14 protein-coding genes are annotated in these 17,251 nt (G+C 44.3%); 6 read left to right on the plus strand and 8 right to left on the minus strand.

Annotated elements, in window-relative coordinates:
• Positions 1 to 9: 9 nt before the first annotated feature.
• Both epmB and AB4503_RS13935 read left to right on the plus strand, forming a co-directional pair.
• Entirely contained in the window at positions 10 to 1,032 is a 1,023-nt protein-coding gene (gene epmB / locus AB4503_RS13930) for an EF-P beta-lysylation protein EpmB (protein WP_372115130.1), read from the plus strand.
• 203 nt (positions 1,033 to 1,235) lie between these two features.
• Positions 1,236 to 1,724 carry an MgtC/SapB family protein gene (locus AB4503_RS13935; RefSeq protein ID WP_004733333.1) on the plus strand — a complete coding sequence of 163 codons (489 nt, stop codon included), beginning with the start codon at positions 1,236 to 1,238 and terminating at the stop codon, positions 1,722 to 1,724.
• An 86-nt stretch (positions 1,725 to 1,810) separates the two neighbouring features.
• Here AB4503_RS13935 and AB4503_RS13940 read toward each other — a convergent pair whose 3' ends face one another.
• Both AB4503_RS13940 and AB4503_RS13945 read right to left on the minus strand, forming a co-directional pair.
• Positions 1,811 to 3,289 (minus strand): diguanylate cyclase, encoded by a 1,479-nt coding sequence (locus AB4503_RS13940; RefSeq protein ID WP_372115132.1) that lies wholly within the window; start codon positions 3,287 to 3,289, stop codon positions 1,811 to 1,813.
• Positions 3,290 to 3,481: 192 nt separating this feature from the next.
• A complete protein-coding gene (locus AB4503_RS13945) occupies positions 3,482 to 4,039 on the minus strand; it encodes a VC2662 family protein (protein ID WP_017063162.1) in 558 nt (185 codons plus the stop codon).
• A gap of 441 nt (positions 4,040 to 4,480) precedes the next feature.
• On the opposite strand from AB4503_RS13945, the gene AB4503_RS13950 reads away from it, so the two are divergent.
• A complete protein-coding gene (locus tag AB4503_RS13950; RefSeq protein WP_372115134.1) occupies positions 4,481 to 6,901 on the plus strand; it encodes an ATP-binding protein in 2,421 nt (806 codons plus the stop codon).
• Positions 6,902 to 7,053: 152 nt separating this feature from the next.
• Here AB4503_RS13950 and groL read toward each other — a convergent pair whose 3' ends face one another.
• Together groL and AB4503_RS13960 are read right to left on the minus strand one after the other, a co-directional pair.
• Positions 7,054 to 8,700: a chaperonin GroEL gene (gene groL / locus AB4503_RS13955; protein ID WP_017061290.1), complete on the minus strand. Its 1,647-nt coding sequence runs from the start codon at positions 8,698 to 8,700 to the stop codon at positions 7,054 to 7,056.
• Positions 8,701 to 8,906: 206 nt separating this feature from the next.
• The gene (locus AB4503_RS13960) at positions 8,907 to 9,197 is read right to left on the minus strand and encodes a co-chaperone GroES (protein WP_010433998.1); all 291 of its coding nucleotides are present in this window, start codon (positions 9,195 to 9,197) and stop codon (positions 8,907 to 8,909) included.
• Positions 9,198 to 9,415: 218 nt separating this feature from the next.
• On the opposite strand from AB4503_RS13960, the gene AB4503_RS13965 reads away from it, so the two are divergent.
• Positions 9,416 to 10,765, plus strand: a complete 1,350-nt coding sequence (locus AB4503_RS13965) for an MATE family efflux transporter (RefSeq protein ID WP_065584506.1) — start codon at positions 9,416 to 9,418, stop codon at positions 10,763 to 10,765.
• Positions 10,766 to 10,862: 97 nt separating this feature from the next.
• Positions 10,863 to 11,348: a methylated-DNA--[protein]-cysteine S-methyltransferase gene (locus AB4503_RS13970; protein WP_017063159.1), complete on the plus strand. Its 486-nt coding sequence runs from the start codon at positions 10,863 to 10,865 to the stop codon at positions 11,346 to 11,348.
• Between the two features lie 311 nt (positions 11,349 to 11,659).
• Here AB4503_RS13970 and AB4503_RS13975 read toward each other — a convergent pair whose 3' ends face one another.
• The 3 genes from AB4503_RS13975 to gpmM all read right to left on the minus strand — a co-directional run bounded on the left by AB4503_RS13975 (position 11,660) and on the right by gpmM (position 14,252).
• The gene (locus tag AB4503_RS13975; RefSeq protein WP_017063157.1) at positions 11,660 to 11,983 is read right to left on the minus strand and encodes a nucleotidyltransferase family protein; all 324 of its coding nucleotides are present in this window, start codon (positions 11,981 to 11,983) and stop codon (positions 11,660 to 11,662) included.
• Entirely contained in the window at positions 11,973 to 12,419 is a 447-nt protein-coding gene (locus AB4503_RS13980; protein ID WP_017093683.1) for an HI0074 family nucleotidyltransferase substrate-binding subunit, read from the minus strand. Before AB4503_RS13980 ends, AB4503_RS13975 begins: the two co-directional genes overlap by 11 nt.
• A gap of 300 nt (positions 12,420 to 12,719) precedes the next feature.
• Complete coding sequence (gpmM, locus tag AB4503_RS13985; RefSeq protein ID WP_081230130.1) at positions 12,720 to 14,252, minus strand: 2,3-bisphosphoglycerate-independent phosphoglycerate mutase; 1,533 nt, start codon at positions 14,250 to 14,252, stop codon at positions 12,720 to 12,722.
• 350 nt (positions 14,253 to 14,602) lie between these two features.
• Between gpmM and wecA (AB4503_RS13990) the strand changes: the two genes are divergently transcribed.
• On the plus strand, positions 14,603 to 15,667 hold the full coding sequence (gene wecA / locus AB4503_RS13990) for a UDP-N-acetylglucosamine--undecaprenyl-phosphate N-acetylglucosaminephosphotransferase (protein ID WP_372115137.1): 1,065 nt from the start codon (positions 14,603 to 14,605) through the stop codon (positions 15,665 to 15,667).
• Between the two features lie 230 nt (positions 15,668 to 15,897).
• Here wecA (AB4503_RS13990) and wecA (AB4503_RS13995) read toward each other — a convergent pair whose 3' ends face one another.
• Positions 15,898 to 16,977, minus strand: a complete 1,080-nt coding sequence (wecA, locus tag AB4503_RS13995) for a UDP-N-acetylglucosamine--undecaprenyl-phosphate N-acetylglucosaminephosphotransferase (protein ID WP_372115139.1) — start codon at positions 16,975 to 16,977, stop codon at positions 15,898 to 15,900.
• Between the last annotated feature and the right edge of the window lie 274 nt (positions 16,978 to 17,251).

A 17,251-nucleotide genomic window follows, 5' to 3' on the forward strand; every position in this document is an offset into this window, starting at 1 on the left:
TTAATTTCAATGCCGCATATCATAACCCGAAAAGTCGAATCTGTTGAGCAAAACTGGCTCAAACAACTATCGAATGCGATCTCTGACCCGACAAAACTGCTTGAGGCATTGGAAATAGACCCAACACCATGGCAAGCAGGCTTCGCTGCTCGTGAGTTATTTGCACTTCGGGTACCTCTTAGCTTTGTCGAACGAATGGAAAAAGGCAACCCACACGATCCATTGCTACGACAAATTTTACCGCTAAGCGAAGAGTTTGAGGTACACCAAGGCTATTCCGCTGATCCACTGGAAGAGCAAGACAACGCCATTCCTGGGCTACTGCACAAATACAAGAACCGTGCACTGATGATTGTGAAAGGCGGTTGTGCGATTAACTGCCGCTACTGCTTCCGTCGTCACTTCCCTTACCAAGATAACAAGGGCTCGAAGTCTGTTTGGCAAACCAGTCTCGACTATGTGGCTGCTCACCCAGAGATCAACGAAGTTATCTTGTCGGGTGGCGATCCACTGATGGCAAAAGACAGCGAACTAGAGTGGCTAATTCATGCTATCGCACAAATTCCACATGTGAAAACAGTTCGAATTCATAGCCGATTACCGGTTGTGATTCCCGCTCGAGTAACGGATGAACTATGTCAATTGTTAGCTCAAACTCGCCTTAATGTGGTGATGGTGAGCCACATTAACCATGCTAACGAAATCAACTTAGAGCTCAAACAAGCCTTCCACAAGCTTAAGTTAAGTGGTGCTACTCTGCTCAACCAAGGCGTGATGCTTAAAGGCGTAAACAACAGCGCTAAATCATTGAAAGAATTAAGCGAAAAGCTATTCGACGCCGGTATTTTACCTTACTATATGCATGTACTTGATAAGGTTCAGGGCGCAGCGCACTTCTATATTTCAGATGAAGAGGCGAAGCATCACTTTAAAGGATTAATCTCTGAGGTTTCTGGCTACCTAGTACCTAAGTTAACCCGTGAGATTGGCGGCCGCACTAGTAAGACACCACTCGACCTACATATTGAATAACTCTATCTAGAGCAATGGTCGCTTCTTATCGTATTGAGTACCAAGAAGCGACAGAGACCACGACACCAGCCTTCACCTTAACAACAAGCGGCTGCTAGACTTTACGTCATCTTTATCAATCGTTAAGACAAAAAGTTTTTGTTCGATCGTCCGGTCTATTATTAGCATACTCGGCTCTATTCTAAATTTTTAGGAGGGGTGATATGTCACAATTTATAGAACAAACTCTCAACCTTGCCCCCTTTAGCTGGGCAGGCCTCGCTGCATGCATGCTGTGTGGTTCTTTAATCGGAATCGAAAGGCAAACACGTGGTAAACCCGTCGGAATCCGAACGTCGATTCTGATCATCAGTGGTACCTATTTCTTCCTCACCATGGCGATCAGCCTATCCCCCAACACACTCGATCAAGCTCGTGTGCTTGGTCAGATAATTACGGGTGTTGGATTTCTTGGGGCAGGTGTAATGATGACACTGGATGGCAAGATTCATGGCGTGACTTCAGCCGCAATTATCTGGGTACTCGCAGCATTAGGTATGATGATCGCACTAGGGCATCTTTCCCAATCGGTCATTATCACGCTAATGGCGCTAGTGATTCTGCTTGGTGTCGATAAAGTGGAAAACAGCTTCCAAAGCTTACGTCGTGGCGTTCACCAAAAGTGGATGCGAAAAGGTCGCGTGAAGAAATAGCGCAGCACTTGATAGCCTTAGTGGTAATGCCAATGATACAAAGAAGCCTAGTCAAACGACTAGGCTTCGCATTATTTTGGGAGAACTTAATACACCTGAATACACACCTGATTCTTACCCGCAGCCTTTGCCTTATAGAGCTGCTCATCAGACGAACGAATACTCTGGTTTTCCCACAAGTGCCCTACGCTGTCGAACTTATACAAAGAGTAAAGCGTCGCGCCACCAGACACTGAGATACTAATCTTGTCACCCGTAGGGCATCGATAACTCTGTAGGCTAATGTCGTTTTGAATTCGCTCAAAGATCGATGAAAGCAACTCAGACGATTCACCCGTAATCGCGACAACAAACTCTTCGCCACCAAATCGAGCCACGATATCTTGCTGTCTAACGCTGTTCAGCATCAACCGAGCAACATGGCAAATCACCTCGTCCCCCACTTTATGGCCATGCTGATCATTAACGACTTTGAAATCATCGATATCAAACACGCCAACACCAATAATCGGCTCTTCATCTTGCGCCAGTAATCGAGCCTCAAAACCACGTCGATTCAGCAAGCCCGTTAATGGGTCGCGCATTGCTAGCTCATTTAAACGCTGGTGCTCTTGTCTTGTATAGAAGCGCCATAGCCATAAAACCGAGAGCAGATACAAAACCAACAGTATCGAAAGCTGAATCTTCTCCATCTCCAATACATGCAGAAAGTGCTCGCTCTTATCTTCTTCAATACTCAGATATAACTGGGTGTCAATGTCATCAACATACAGAGGTTTGGAATAAGTAAAGTCCATAAACCCATATTTGTTTGTGCCTCGCGTACTGGTGACTTTGTAGCCATGGGTAGGGTTTGAGACTAGGTTAGAGACATAGCCATCGACACCCAACACCCCTTTAAATTCGCCATTAACGTAGATTCCTTTGGTTAAGGTCACCACTTTCTGACCTGTCAGGTAGTCATCATATTGGCCGGTATACACCACTTGGTCTTGCCCTTGAGCTAAGCCAAAGCGAATCGTATTCACCCAATAAGGCCTGCTATTCACAACCGAATCAAAGGTGTCGCCCTTGATGTAACTGGCAAAATCAGAAGGCGAAGAGATAATGAATTTCTCTTTTGAAATGAAGTAAATCGCAGAGATGGTATCTATGGTATTGGCAAAATAAGCCATGGTCGGCGCGATGAACAGGCGCTTACCCGCTTCGGTATAAAGGTCCGATTCCGGGTTGCACATCTCGCGAGGGCCAGAGAACATAAAATCAAAACGAGGGGCATGTTGCTCCTCACTGGTGAAGTAACACGTCTCACCCTCGATCTTTTTGTCATGCGAGAATACGTAGGTATCCCCATGCAGTGGATAAAGCGCAGTGATGTTGTACTCAAGCGCATTTATGATCTGTGTGAGCTCCGCTAAAGAGCGTGTTACGCCTTGGTTTTCCATTCCATACTGTTTATCTGATTCTTCCGCTGAATCAACGAGCAACAAGCTCAAAACTACTAAAAAACTGGCGGTCAGGCCTAAGAAAGCCTTTTTAAAATCGACGGTATGGTGGTTAATCAAAGCATATAAATCATCATTAGAAATTTATCGCACATTGTACTCATAAGTAAAAATACTGCAATAGAAAATATAAAACAATATGCTTATCTATTTTGGAGGGGCGTTTGGATATCTATAAGAAAATGTTGAGTTGCAATAACGCCTAAGTCAGATGCACTTAGGCGTTATGAATCACTATAGTAACACTAAGCCTTACTTAGCAAAGTTTACAATCGGGAAGCACGGGAAGAAACCGTTGTCAGCACAGTTGATCAGACCAACTTGTACGCCTTCGATTTTGTTGGTTTTGTTGAAGATACCAACCTGAACCGTAGACACTTCTGAAAGGTTCGCAGCGCCAACATCAACCATAGTGTTACCTTCTGAGTAGTTGACGAAACTCACGTTCGCGCCTTTCACATCATTAGTAATGTTCACAGCACCAAGGTTAACACCCGTTGTTTTACCCGTGTTCCAGTTGAAGAAACCTAGAGATGCACCGGTCATTTCTTGGTTTACTTTATGCGCACCCAAAATACCCAGGTTCACACCCGTCGTGGTTTGTGTTTCTGACATACCCACAACCGCAAGGTCGACACCTTTAACGTCGTTCACTTGTCCGTGAAGCAAAGCCAAGCGTACACCACCAACCGCATCTGAATCCGGAGCATTGAAGCCGTTGATCGTTGAAAACATAACAGGCGAAGAAGCAAATGCTGCCGGTGCCATTACTGCTGCCGACACAGCAAGTACTGAAAGTAGTTTTTTCATTGGGGAGTCTCCACTGACTTATTGTTGACTTGATTAATCCATTTTTAATCAAGCATTTATTGTCCTTTATTCAACAGCTACCCATGTTAAATCAATGTAATAACTGTACTGTTGAATATAAGCCGCTAAATCATAAAGAGCAATGGTTAAGAGCAGATGCGGGATTCGAGTGAACGAGATGCGAAAAGCAAAAAAAACAGAGACCGAAACCTCCGCTCTAACGCTTATTATTCCAAACAAAAATCTAGGCGAGAAAATCAACATGTTTCACAAGCTTATAGCCCACACACTTATTGCCGCATCTAAAGCGATGTCATCCTAAAAAATTTATTGATAAAAGCTCAACAGACCTCAGGTATTCAAAAACTAATGTTCGTAAAATTCTGAAAATAAACTAAATTCTAATATAGGAATAGAACGATATGAAACAGTGGGAATAGCATGGTTAAGGAACCTACGAATAAACAGACCATTAAAGCGATTATTTCGCGTGGTTTTTTGGCTATCGTGTTATTTTTAGGCCTCTATATCTATGTTAGCCATGCTCTGAAGAACAAAGAGCAGGACATGATTAATCTCCAGCTCAGTCTTTCTGAAGCTTATAGCGTTATGCTCTCTGTCAGACGACAAGAGCAGCAGTTTGTTTCCACAAGGCAACCAGAGATTCAAGAACAACTCAATATAAAGCGAAGTCAGCTGATCGAAAAGCTGGCTGAGATCGATGGGAAAATCGTACGAAGCGACCTCAATATTTCTTTTAATTATGCCAAAGTTGTCGAGTATCTCGACGAGTACCACACCGCCTTTACATTATTAGCCCTTGAGTTAGTCAGCATACATGGCAAGAGGGACCAAATTGGGCTCATTGAGAAACTAAAAAATGCAGCGTTGACACTTGAGCGCTTCGTACATGAATCCAATAATGTGCAGCTTGAAGAATTGACTTTAGAAACACAAGATCTCATGTATCAGTTCTTTACCGATTTTGATCAGACAACATTAGATAAGATTGTCGATTCATTGTTCAAAATCCAAGATGAAATAGAACAGAATTCCCGAACGATCAGTGCATTAGCTTCGTTTAATAATTTTAAACGCCACTTTTGGCGATTGCAGCGAGGGTTAAAGAGTGTCGGGTACAGCTCTGATAGCGGCCTCAAAGGAGAACTCACCAGCAGTATTTATCATGTTGAAGATGAGCTCAACTTACTTTTCACCGAAACACCCAAGCAGATCGCAGAGAGCCTGACGCAGATAAAGTCGTACAGCTACTTATCGACAGCCGCATTAGGAGGGGTGACGTTACTGGTGCTGCTTTATGTTGTGTGGCGTGCCAGTCAACTTGAAACTCAATTGATTGTTTCACAAGAGAAAGCACGACAAGCAAACCGTGCAAAAAGTGCCTTTCTTGCCAATATGTCTCATGAGATACGGACACCGCTTAATGGCATGATTGGTATGTCAGAAATACTGGCAGAAACCAAACTATCCGCAGAACAGAAAGACTGCCTTGGGACTATCTATACCTCTTCTCAAACCTTACTTATGTTGATCAACGATGTTCTCGATCTGTCCAAAATTGAATCGGGTAAACTGGAAATTAATCCACATACGACAGACTTAAGAGAGCTGCTGTTTGATAGCGTGACTCTGATTTCTTCTAAAGCTTATCAAAAGCAGATTAAGTTGGAAGTTGAAATTGATGGCGAGCTCCCAGAGTACATTCATGTTGATGGGAATAAAATTCGCCAAGTGTTGATGAATTTAGCCTCAAATGCGATCAAATTTACAGAACAAGGCTCTATCGTATTCACCGCTAAACGGCTTCCATCATTGGAAACAGAGTGTGTGGTCGAGTTTTCTGTTCGAGATACGGGTATTGGTATCGCAGCAGACCAACAAGATCACATTTTCAAAGCGTTTTGCCAAGAAGATACCAACATCACCTCCAATATTGCGGGGACCGGATTAGGGCTTAGTATTTCGTCACGTATGGTGGAAATGATGGGAGGCTCGATAAACGTTGAGTCAGAGAAAGACGTGGGCAGTTGCTTTCATTTCCAATTAACCGTAGTGCCATCAGATCATTCTGAACATAAAAATCGTAAACAAACCGTTGTCTATTATTCAGATGCGCCATCGAAACTTTTACTCGATGACTTGTTCCGCCTTGGTTACTCACCACAACTAAAATCAATCGAAACAAACTTGGCGGCAACTGACCTCCCAGAGATCGCTTTGATGGAAGATATTAACCAAGCCAAAACACTGCATCGCTTAGCACCAGAGGTGAAAATCATCATAGTGAAAGATAATCTTAGTGATCCTATGAGTGAGTGTCATTTTATCTCAGGCTATGTGACTCTTCCTATGCTCGGTTCCCGCTTAAGTAGCATGTTGAACTCCGTGCTTGAAAGGTCACAGCCACAACCCCCTCAACATCAACCTGAGCCGATAGAAGCGACTGTACGTCAAAAAGTCCTCGTAGTTGAAGATAACCGCGTAAACCAGAAGGTGGTATGTATCAATTTAGATAAGTTAGGGATTGAATATTGGGTTGCCAATGATGGACAAGAAGCGATTGATTTATATAAAGGGCATCATCAAGACATCGGCCTTATCTTGATGGACTGCATGATGCCGAATGTAGATGGCTTTGAGGCAACAGAGCGAATCAGGCGCTATGAAGAAAACCTGCAACTTCAGGCAACACATATCCTCGCTTTAACGGCATCCGTGCTCGATGATGATATTAAACGTTGCTTCGAGTGTGGAATGAACGATTATCTTCCAAAACCATTTAAGCGTGACATGATGCTGCAAAAAATTGATGAACAACAGTTTACGCACAAGGCAGGCTGACCAAGGAGCTTTGGGGAAAAGGGTGATGGTGAAGCTGAAATACAGATACGGGATGCGAATAAATAAGGCTTAAGAGCAAAAAAACGGAGACCGAAGTCTCCGTTTTCTAAAGCTTATGTGTGACTTTCTCTGCTATAGAGAAAGGGGGATGATTACATCATGCCGCCCATGCCACCCATACCGCCCATGCCACCCATATCAGGCATTGCAGGGCCAGAATCTTGTGGCTTATCAGTGATCATCGCTTCTGTTGTGATCATAAGACCAGCAACTGACGCTGCGAACTGAAGTGCAGAGCGAGTTACCTTAGTTGGATCTAGGATACCCATTGCAATCATGTCGCCGTATTCGCCAGTCGCCGCGTTGTAACCGTAGTTACCTTCGCCAGCACGAACGTTGTTAGCAACAACAGATTCTTCATCACCTGCGTTCTTCGTGATTTGACGGATAGGCGCTTCCATTGCACGTAGTGCAACACGGATACCGACGTTTTGCTCTTCGTTGTCGCCTTCAAGGCCAGCAACTTTAGATGCAGCGCGGATAAGTGCAACACCACCACCAGCAACCACCCCCTCTTCAACGGCAGCGCGAGTTGCGTGAAGTGCATCTTCAACGCGGTCTTTCTTCTCTTTCATCTCAACTTCAGTTGCAGCGCCTACTTTGATTACTGCAACACCGCCAGCTAGCTTAGCTACGCGCTCTTGAAGTTTCTCTTTGTCGTAGTCAGACGTTGCATCTTCGATTTGTTGACGGATTTGAGAAACGCGACCTTGGATCATTGTTTCTTCGCCCGCGCCATCGATGATGGTTGAGTTTTCTTTAGTGATAGTTACACGCTTAGCTTGACCTAGGTCTTCTAGCGTTACTTTCTCTAGGTCTAGGCCGATCTCTTCAGAGATAACCGTACCGCCCGTTAGGATAGCGATATCTTGTAGCATAGACTTACGACGGTCACCGAAACCAGGCGCTTTAACAGCAGCCACTTTAACGATGCCACGCATGTTGTTCACAACTAGAGTTGCAAGCGCTTCGCCTTCTACATCTTCAGCGATGATAAGAAGTGGACGAGATGCCTTAGCAACTGCTTCTAGAGTCGGAAGAAGTTCACGGATGTTCGAAACTTTCTTGTCGATAAGAAGAATGAATGGGCTTTCTAGATCAACAGAACCCGCTTCTTGGTTGTTGATGAAGTAAGGAGATAGGTAACCACGGTCGAACTGCATACCTTCAACTACGTCTAGCTCGTCTTGTAGAGCCTGACCTTCTTCAACCGTGATTACGCCATCACGACCTACTTTTTCCATCGCTTCAGCAATGATGTTACCTACTGTCGAATCAGAGTTCGCAGAGATAGTACCTACTTGCGCGATAGCTTTTGTATCTGCGCATGGAACAGAAAGGCCTTTTAGCTCTTCAACTGCAGCGATAACTGCTTTGTCGATACCGCGCTTAAGATCCATTGGATTCATGCCAGCAGCAACGGCTTTTAAGCCTTCAGTGATGATTGCTTGAGCAAGAACTGTTGCTGTAGTCGTACCGTCGCCCGCCGCGTCATTCGCTTGCGAAGCCACTTCTTTAACCATTTGCGCGCCCATGTTTTGGAACTTGTCTTCAAGTTCGATTTCACGTGCAACTGAAACACCATCTTTAGTGATCGTTGGTGCGCCAAATGATTTGTCTAGAACAACGTTACGGCCTTTAGGACCTAGCGTTACTTTTACTGCGTCAGCCAGAACGTTTACACCTTCTAGCATTTTAATACGTGCGTCATTACCAAATTTAACGTCTTTAGCAGCCATCTTAATTTCCTTTCAAATTCTTTGTTTCGGGGCGTCTCAGCGTTATCGCGTCATTCTGAACAGTGAGGGACGAACGTGATTCAGAATCTACTCAAATCGCACTCTGTTTAGATTCCAGATAATTCGTTCCTCATTTCTGGAATGACGATATGAATCATCCAATACTGGCTCTGATAACTTTTACTGAGAGTTAAATGAAAAATAGATTACTCGACGATCGCCATGATGTCGTTTTCAGACATAATCAGAACTTCTTTGCCGTCGATTTTTTCAGTTTTCGTGCCGTAACCTTCAGCAAAGATAACGGTATCGCCAACTTTTACGTCCAACGGTTGCACTGAACCGTTTTCTAGAATGCGGCCTTTGCCAACAGCTAGAATGATACCGCGAGTCGATTTTTCTGCGGCAGAACCAGTTAGAACGATGCCACCAGCAGATTTAGATTCAACTTCTTGGCGCTCAACGATAACTCGGTCATGTAGAGGACGGATATTCATCGGTCTTATCTCCTGATAATTTCCATTTAAATTTTGATAGTTGCCACGATTAGCGTGGGTCAAACAATATGTTGGGGGCGATGTGAAAGATCCCAAGGGGGGAACGAAAAAATTGTGAGCTAAAGTGCAGATTCTCACCCCTCATCTTTCCCTGCTTTTCGTTTACTCGTATCCCGCATCTGTTTATCCTACGCTTTTGGTTTCTATCGGCGTTTTGCATGCAAGATAAGCACGGGCTATTAACTGCCCCAATTGAGAGTACATTGCGTACCATGACCATACCGACCATATTCGGTATGGTGGCGATCTTGATGTTTAACCTCGTCGATACTTTCTTCATCTCATTGCTTGGCACCCAAGCCTTAGCCGCGGTGAGTTTTACCTTTCCAGTCACCTTTGCCATCAACTGCATCACCATGGGGATTGGTATTGGCTTATCGACATGTATCGGTCGATTGCTTGGCCAAGGCAGCGCACAAAATGCAGCACGCTTTACCTGTCATGGCTTATTGCTGGCTCTGCTTCTGGTCGGCTGCGCGTCTACATTAGGTATTATCGCCTTAGAACCTATGTTTACCCTGCTAGGAGCAAAGCAAGAGTTGTTGCCGCTGATATCGGAATACATGTCGGTGTGGTATCTCGCGATCCCATTTTTGGTCATCCCCATGGCAGGCAACAGCGCCATTCGTGCCAGCGGCGATACTAAAACACCCGCCAAGATTATGCTACTGGCTGGCCTTATCAATGGCGTTTTAGATCCGCTACTCATCTTCGGGTATGGGCCTTTTCCTGAACTGGGGATTCAAGGCGCTGCGATTGCCAGTGGTTTCAGTTGGTTTGGTGCTTTGTGTGGCTCACTCTACGTATTGATGGTGCGAGAAAAACTGCTTGCGCCGCCTAAGCTGACAAACATCGTCAGTGACTGGCGACAGATCTTAAAAATAGGCACCCCAGCGGCTTTGTCTAACGCTCTGAACCCACTTGCTGGCGCTATCATCATGATGATGTTGGCCAAACAAGGGACTGAAGCGGTGGCAGCGTATGGCGCAGCGCAACGTATCGAGTCCATTCTTATCATTGTGTTGATGTCTCTTACTTCGGCGCTTACGCCTTTCATGGCGCAGAACTTTGGCGCAAACAACCCACAACGCAGTTTTAAGGCACTGTTTCTGAGTATGCGTTTTGCTGTGATGTTCCAAGGTTTGATTTTCTTAATGATGGTGCCGTTGAGCATTCCTTTGGCTGCCCTGTTCTCTCAAGAAGAATCCGTCCGAGGCATATTGTGGCATTACCTGTTAGTCGTGCCCTTTAGCTATGGATTCCAAGGCATTGTGATGATGCTGATCAGTGGGATGAATGCCATGCATCAACCACTCAAAGCCTTTCAATGGAGCTTCATGCGTTTGTTTGTCTTTACCTTGCCATTCGCTTGGATAGGCAGCCAAATTGATGGTGTCGAAGGGCTGTTTATAGGCTTAGCCTTGGGGAACATTGTCGGCGGTATTTCAGGGTACTTGTTTGCGCTTCGTGTAAGGGGTAAAGCAGATGCGGGATACGAAAAGATATAAGAGCAGATACGGGATGCGAAAAGATTTAAGAGCTTAAGAGCAGTTACGAGATTCGAAGAGCTTGAGAGCAGAAAAAGACTAAAAAAAGGAAGATGACATGGAAGACACCACTTACAAAATGTTCTATGACGCACCAATTGGCAAGATGATCATTGTTAGCAATGGTGTGTCGCTTATTGAAATTGACCATGTAAATCACGAAGAGCTAATGATTAGCAATCCAGATGACCTTTGCCAACTGGCAGCGAAACAGTTAGATGAGTACTTCGCAGGTCATCGAATAGAATTCGATTTGCCATTAAGAGCGATAAAAGGCACTGACTTTCAAAAAGTAGCTTGGCAAGCTTTAACAACCATTCCTTATGGCGAAACCATCAGTTACGGTGAACAAGCGAAAATAATGGATAACCCAAAAGCAGTAAGAGCTGTGGGTGGTGCAAATGGCAAGAACCCATTTAGTATTGTTGTGCCTTGCCATAGAGTCATCGGCGCGAATGGAACATTAACCGGCTACACCGGCGGTATGAATCGCAAAGAGTGGTTGTTAGATTTTGAGCGTTCGATCTTAAATAAAAAGAAGTAAACCTTATCTCACTAGATCAATAATATAAAATTTCGCCATCAAGAAGCGCCATTATCACCAGACAACATATAGTCTATATTTAAAATTTCATACAAAGAGGTGATGGTAATGTCCACTGATACGATTGAATCTTATGAAGATCGAAAGCGTAGAGATGGAGCTATAGCGCTAATGAAACTATTATCGTTTTCTATTGATGATAAAAACATGACCGAGTCAATTCAGGTACTCAGATTCGAGATAAACTGGCAAAACGTAAACAATCGGTTCAAGAATCAACATCACCGTTACGCTGATAATAATACGTTCGGTTACTTTAGTTTAATCCCATAAGTGTCAATATGGGCAAGTAACTCGCTTGATGTAATTCTATGCTTAACGAGCAAGTCAACCTTGAATGGAAGCGACGACTGTTCTAAACGATCTTGCAAGCCTGCGACAACACTTAACGAAATCCCATGCCCCTCGATAACAATATCGATGTCGGAGTTATCTTTATAAGTTCCAAGGGCTCTAGAACCGAATACCCAGGCATGAATGACTGCGGCATGACTCAAAACAATATCCTCAATCAACTGATACTGATGAGGCTTAAGGCCGACCGAGTCTGGTTTAACCAAATAACTATCGATCACATTTAACCTCTTGTTCGCATTGACCCTCTTGATCACATTTAAGCTTTAAATAGAGTGTGACTTGCCCTATCACTGGTGAAAATGACTCTAAGATCAGTGACTGAGCTTCAAGGACATTTTCCTCATCATAGGTGTGAGACAATAAATTTCGTTTTATTAGTGCTTCAAGCATGATCTCACACTGCTCCGAAGATAGGTGCTTAGCTTCTAAGGCTGTACGAAAAACGCTCCTCGGCGAAGCCACATCAAACCCTTCAAACTCAAGTAAGTCTTTAAGAGTCTTCCATGTAAGCTCAAAAGAAAATTCAAAGGTTTGTACTAACCCGGCTAGCTCTAACTCATTGTAGCTATCTTGTGAGCACGCTCTCTCAAGCCTTTGCTGCGCTTTCATTAAGTTTTGCAGTCGTTGCTTCCAACGGTCTGGGTTTGAGTTCATATAAACAACCTAGAGGTAAGGTAAAAGACAAGTATAGTATGAGCCTTAAGCTACCTAATCATTCAAGAAATGTCACTCTTTCGATATTCATCAAGACCGTTCTTTTCGTCTTTTGTTTAAGGTCGTGCCCTTATGTTCTCCCCTGCATGTTTTTCTTACCCAATACCTGTCCTTAAGCTCTTCGCTACTCGTTTACCCGTATCTCACATCTATAAAAAAGCCCGCACTTTGAAGTGCGGGCTTTCAAAATCGTTAAAGCTCAACGTGAGCCGCTGAGCCAAACAACTATTTAACTACTGACTATTTAACGATCACATCGCCTGACATTTCAGCCGGAATTGCGATACCAGACAGAGAAAGCATCGTTGGTGCTAAGTCAGACAGCTTACCGCCCTCTTTGAACTCAACGTCTTTGTTACCTACGTAGATAAGCGGCACTGGTAAGTTAGTATGTGCAGTGTGGATGCCACCCGTTTCTGGGTTTACCATCATTTCTGCGTTACCGTGGTCTGCAGTGATAAGCAGTTGGCCGTCAGCTTCTTTGATTGCTTCAACCACTTTGCCAAGACATTCGTCTAGAGACTCTACCGCTTTAACTGCTGCATCGTAAACGCCAGTGTGGCCAACCATGTCACAGTTAGGGAAGTTACAAACGATAGCGTCGTATTTGCCGCCTTTGATTGCTGCAACAAGCTTTTCAGTTAGCTCTGGTGCGCTCATTTCTGGCTGTAGGTCGTACGTTGCTACTTTTGGAGACGCAACAAGCTGACGCTCTTCGCCTTCGAACTCGTCTTCTTTACCGCCGTTGAAGAAGAAAGTCACGTGCGCGTATTTCTCTGTTTCAGAGATACGTAGCTGCGTTTTACCTTCCTTCGATAGCCATTCACCGTAAGTGTTCTCTAGAGAAGCCGGTGGGAATGCACATAGAAGCGGGATGTCTGCTGCGTATTGAGTCAGCATCACGAAATCGATCGCTGGGAATACGTTACGAGCAAAACCATCGAAATCAGGAACGAACGCACGTGTGATTTCACGAGCACGGTCGGCACGGTAGTTCATGAAGATAACCGCATCGCCATCAACGATAGCGGCAGACTCTTCGCCTTCTGCTTTGATTTCAGTCGCTTTTACAAACTCATCGTTTTCATCACGAGCGTAAGCCGCTTCTAGGCCAGCTACTGCAGTGTCGAATGTGAACTCTGCTTTTGCTTGAGTCAGCAGGTCGTAAGACTCTTGAACGCGATCCCAGTTGTTATCACGGTCCATTGCGTAGTAACGACCAATAAGCGAAGCCACACGGCCTTTACCTAGCTTAGCGAACAACGCTTGGAAGCGTGCCAGTGTGTTTTCTGCGCTACGTGGCGGCGTATCACGGCCGTCTAGGAATGCGTGTAGGTAGATTTTCTCTGCGCCACGTTCTGCTGCCATTTCAACAGCTGCGTAGATGTGATCTTCATGAGAGTGAACGCCACCTGGAGACATAAGGCCCATGATGTGAACCGCTTTCTCAGCTTTCACCGCTTTATCGATAGCGTTCACTAGCGTTTCAGTTTGGCCGAACTCACCATCTGAAATTGACTTAGTAATACGAGTAAGATCTTGGTATACCACGCGACCCGCACCAATGTTGGTGTGACCCACTTCAGAGTTACCCATTTGGCCATCAGGTAGGCCTACATCTAAGCCAGAAGCCGAGATTAGCGTGTTAGGTTGGTTAGCAATAAGACCGTCTAAAACTGGAGTCTTAGCGTTCGCGATAGCGTTGTCTTGGTTGTCTTCACGGTAACCGTAACCGTCAAGGATCACTAGAGCCATTGGCTTCTTAGCTGACATAGGACTGACCTCGTTCAATTCAAAATAAATCGGTATAAAAACAAATTAGCGTAATTTTACTACAGTTTACAGTCAAAACTGTAGTGGAAGATCAAGAAAGGGCGCAGGTAGGATGATCGAATGTGAAAAAAAGCGTCATTTTGTGTTTAAGGGTCGCATAAACCTTGAGCAACAGTATTTAGGGAAATATCGCTGTCGTCATTCTGTATTAACACTGAGTTACATACTAAAACCCAATATCACACTCAAAAAACAACGAACAAAACATACTCAACTGAGTGTACAAATTGATGGTTTTAACGTAAGCTACACGCAAATAAAATTATCATAAAAACTGGCTAGAGTTCATTATGTTATTAGAGCTATCATTTGTTGGCTTCTTCTCCTTTTCCTCACTCTTTTTGATGAGAAAAGTGGCAAAATCCATTGGCTTAGTGGATAAACCGAATGAGAGAAAGTTACACACTGGTGCGATCCCATTGGTAGGTGGTATAGCGATCAGCTTAACCATTGGCCAATTCATTGTTACCCATCCAGACGTCATCCCGCATAGCCCACTCTTTTTAGCTTCTGTTATTGCTCTTATTATTATCGGGGCGCTTGATGACAAATTCGACATTAGCTTCAAAATACGACTGGTGGTGCAAGCAATTCTCTCCCTCGGCATGATGTATTTCGCCGACATTCGATTAGATAACATTGGAAACCTGTTTGGTACTGGCGACCTGCATTTAGGCTTCCTGAGCCCTGTAGTAACCATACTCGCAGTGATTGGCGCGATTAACGCGTTCAATATGGTCGACGGCATTGATGGATTGTTAGGTGGGCTTGCTATTGTAACTTTTGGCGGTATCGCCGTTTTACTTCAAGTCGACAGCCAACATGGCTTAGCGTATTTATGCGTGGTGTTCATTGTCGCAACCATTCCTTATATCATGATGAATCTTGGTATTCTTGGGCGAGAGCGTAAGGTCTTTATGGGCGACGCTGGCAGCATGATGATTGGCTTTACTGTGATTTGGTTACTGCTGGGCGCAAGCCAAGATCCATCAGAAGCTATGATGAGACCAATAACTGCACTGTGGTTAATTGCTGTTCCGCTGATGGACATGGCTGCCATCATGTTCAGACGCGTACGCCGCGGTGACTCCCCTTTCAAGCCCGACAGAGAGCACCTACACCACATCTTCCAACGCCTTGGTTTTACATCGCGTCAAACGCTCGCCATCATTTGTGCTATCGCAAGTAGCTTCGCTGGCTTCGGTATCTACGGAGAGTTCCTAGAAATTGCTGAATCGACCATGTTCATCCTGTTTATGATGTGTTTTGCTTCATACACCGTAGCCATGAGCTATGTTTGGCGTATTACCAGCTGGATTAGAAGTTTGCGTAACCTTCCAGAAAAAGTCTACTAGTGATTAACAGTGTATTAATGGCTTAGGTTTTCAAGTGAAGATGATTAAGAGCAAAAGCACTCAAGTCTAAAACTTCTCAAGCTAAACGCAAAAGAGCCCAATCTCGATAAGATTGGGCTCTTTTTCTATATTTGTCTTAGTTTGAGCTATTGTAACTTAACTGCTTTAACTCTCTAATTTACCCAGCTAAGCACTGCGATAGTAGACTTGTCCGTTAACGACACATCAAACTATTTCGCTTCTAACTTCTTCCACTTTCTTACGATCTTCGCCATCTTAAATGAGTGTGTCATCGCGTAGGTGTGGAGGAAGAAACACACAACAATGGTGTAGAACATGATGTATTCTGGCACTTGGAAGTATTCGCCCAATAACCCCAACGTTGAGTACAGCAACTGCACCAAACAGATCACCACTAACGACTCACGAGGGGTAAAGCCGATACGCTGCATAATGTGGTGAAAATGCTCGCGGTCAGGTTGGAACGGAGAGTGCCCTTTTCGAATACGACGGATCATAATGGCCATCATATCAATCAAAGGCACCGCAATTAACCACAATGCCGTCACCGGACGAATCGTATAGTGGCCGTGTTCAGGCTGTGTTCCTCGGATTAAAATCCAGATCACGAGAAAGCCGATCATCATGCTACCGGCATCGCCCATAAACACTTTACGTAGTTTGCCAAAATACCCCAAATTAAACAGCACGAAGGGAAGTAAGATAACCACCATTACTGCCATAAAGAAGGTATAAAACTCAAGGCCATGGGCATAGAACAGCACACCTAACGAGGCAAACACCACTATGCTTAAACCACCCAATAGCCCATCAATACCATCAACCATGTTAAAAGCGTTAATTGCACCGATCACAGCTAATATGGTAACAACATAATCGATGGCAACCGGAAAGTCCCAAACACCAAACCCAAACGCATTACCAACATGAGAAAGCGTTAGCCCGGTATAATGCATTACGATCAGCGTCAAGACAGCTTGCACACCCATGCGAAGTTTAAAACTGATATCGAAGCGGTCATCTGCCACACCGATCAGCACCAGTATCGTTAAGCACGTGGCGATTACCTCTATGTTATTGATTTCTGACGCACTCACGTAGAAGAAGTACAACAAGGTAATACAAAGGGAAATACCGCCCACCAAAGGGACCACACCCTCATGATGTTTTCTAGCATTCGGTTTATCGACTAGACCTATGGCGTAGCCCACTTTGCGCATGCAGTACAACACCGAAAAGGAAAGAAAGAAGAACATAGAGAGTTCGATAAGGTAATCAAACAGTGACATGGGTTTAAGCCTTGGGGTTTGTTATTAAATAGTATTTTTATTGCGTTTTTACAAATAAACCAAGATCCCCACCTATTGGGGAGGAGCAAGCTCGAAGTAAAACTGTCTCAATTCCGTCTCAGCACTGAGACACTCATCAGACTAAGTGATGGTTTTTATAATGAAAAAGAGGATCACAAAGGATCCTCTCTAATAGGTGAGACAATCAGTAAAGTGAAAGAGTAGTTAACTCTCTTGATCAATGATCCTTGGATCAGGGCAAGATTACGAAGCC

The organism is Vibrio sp. 10N.222.55.B11 (assembly GCF_041473705.1).
In the GTDB taxonomy this organism is placed as follows: domain Bacteria; phylum Pseudomonadota; class Gammaproteobacteria; order Enterobacterales; family Vibrionaceae; genus Vibrio; species Vibrio crassostreae_C.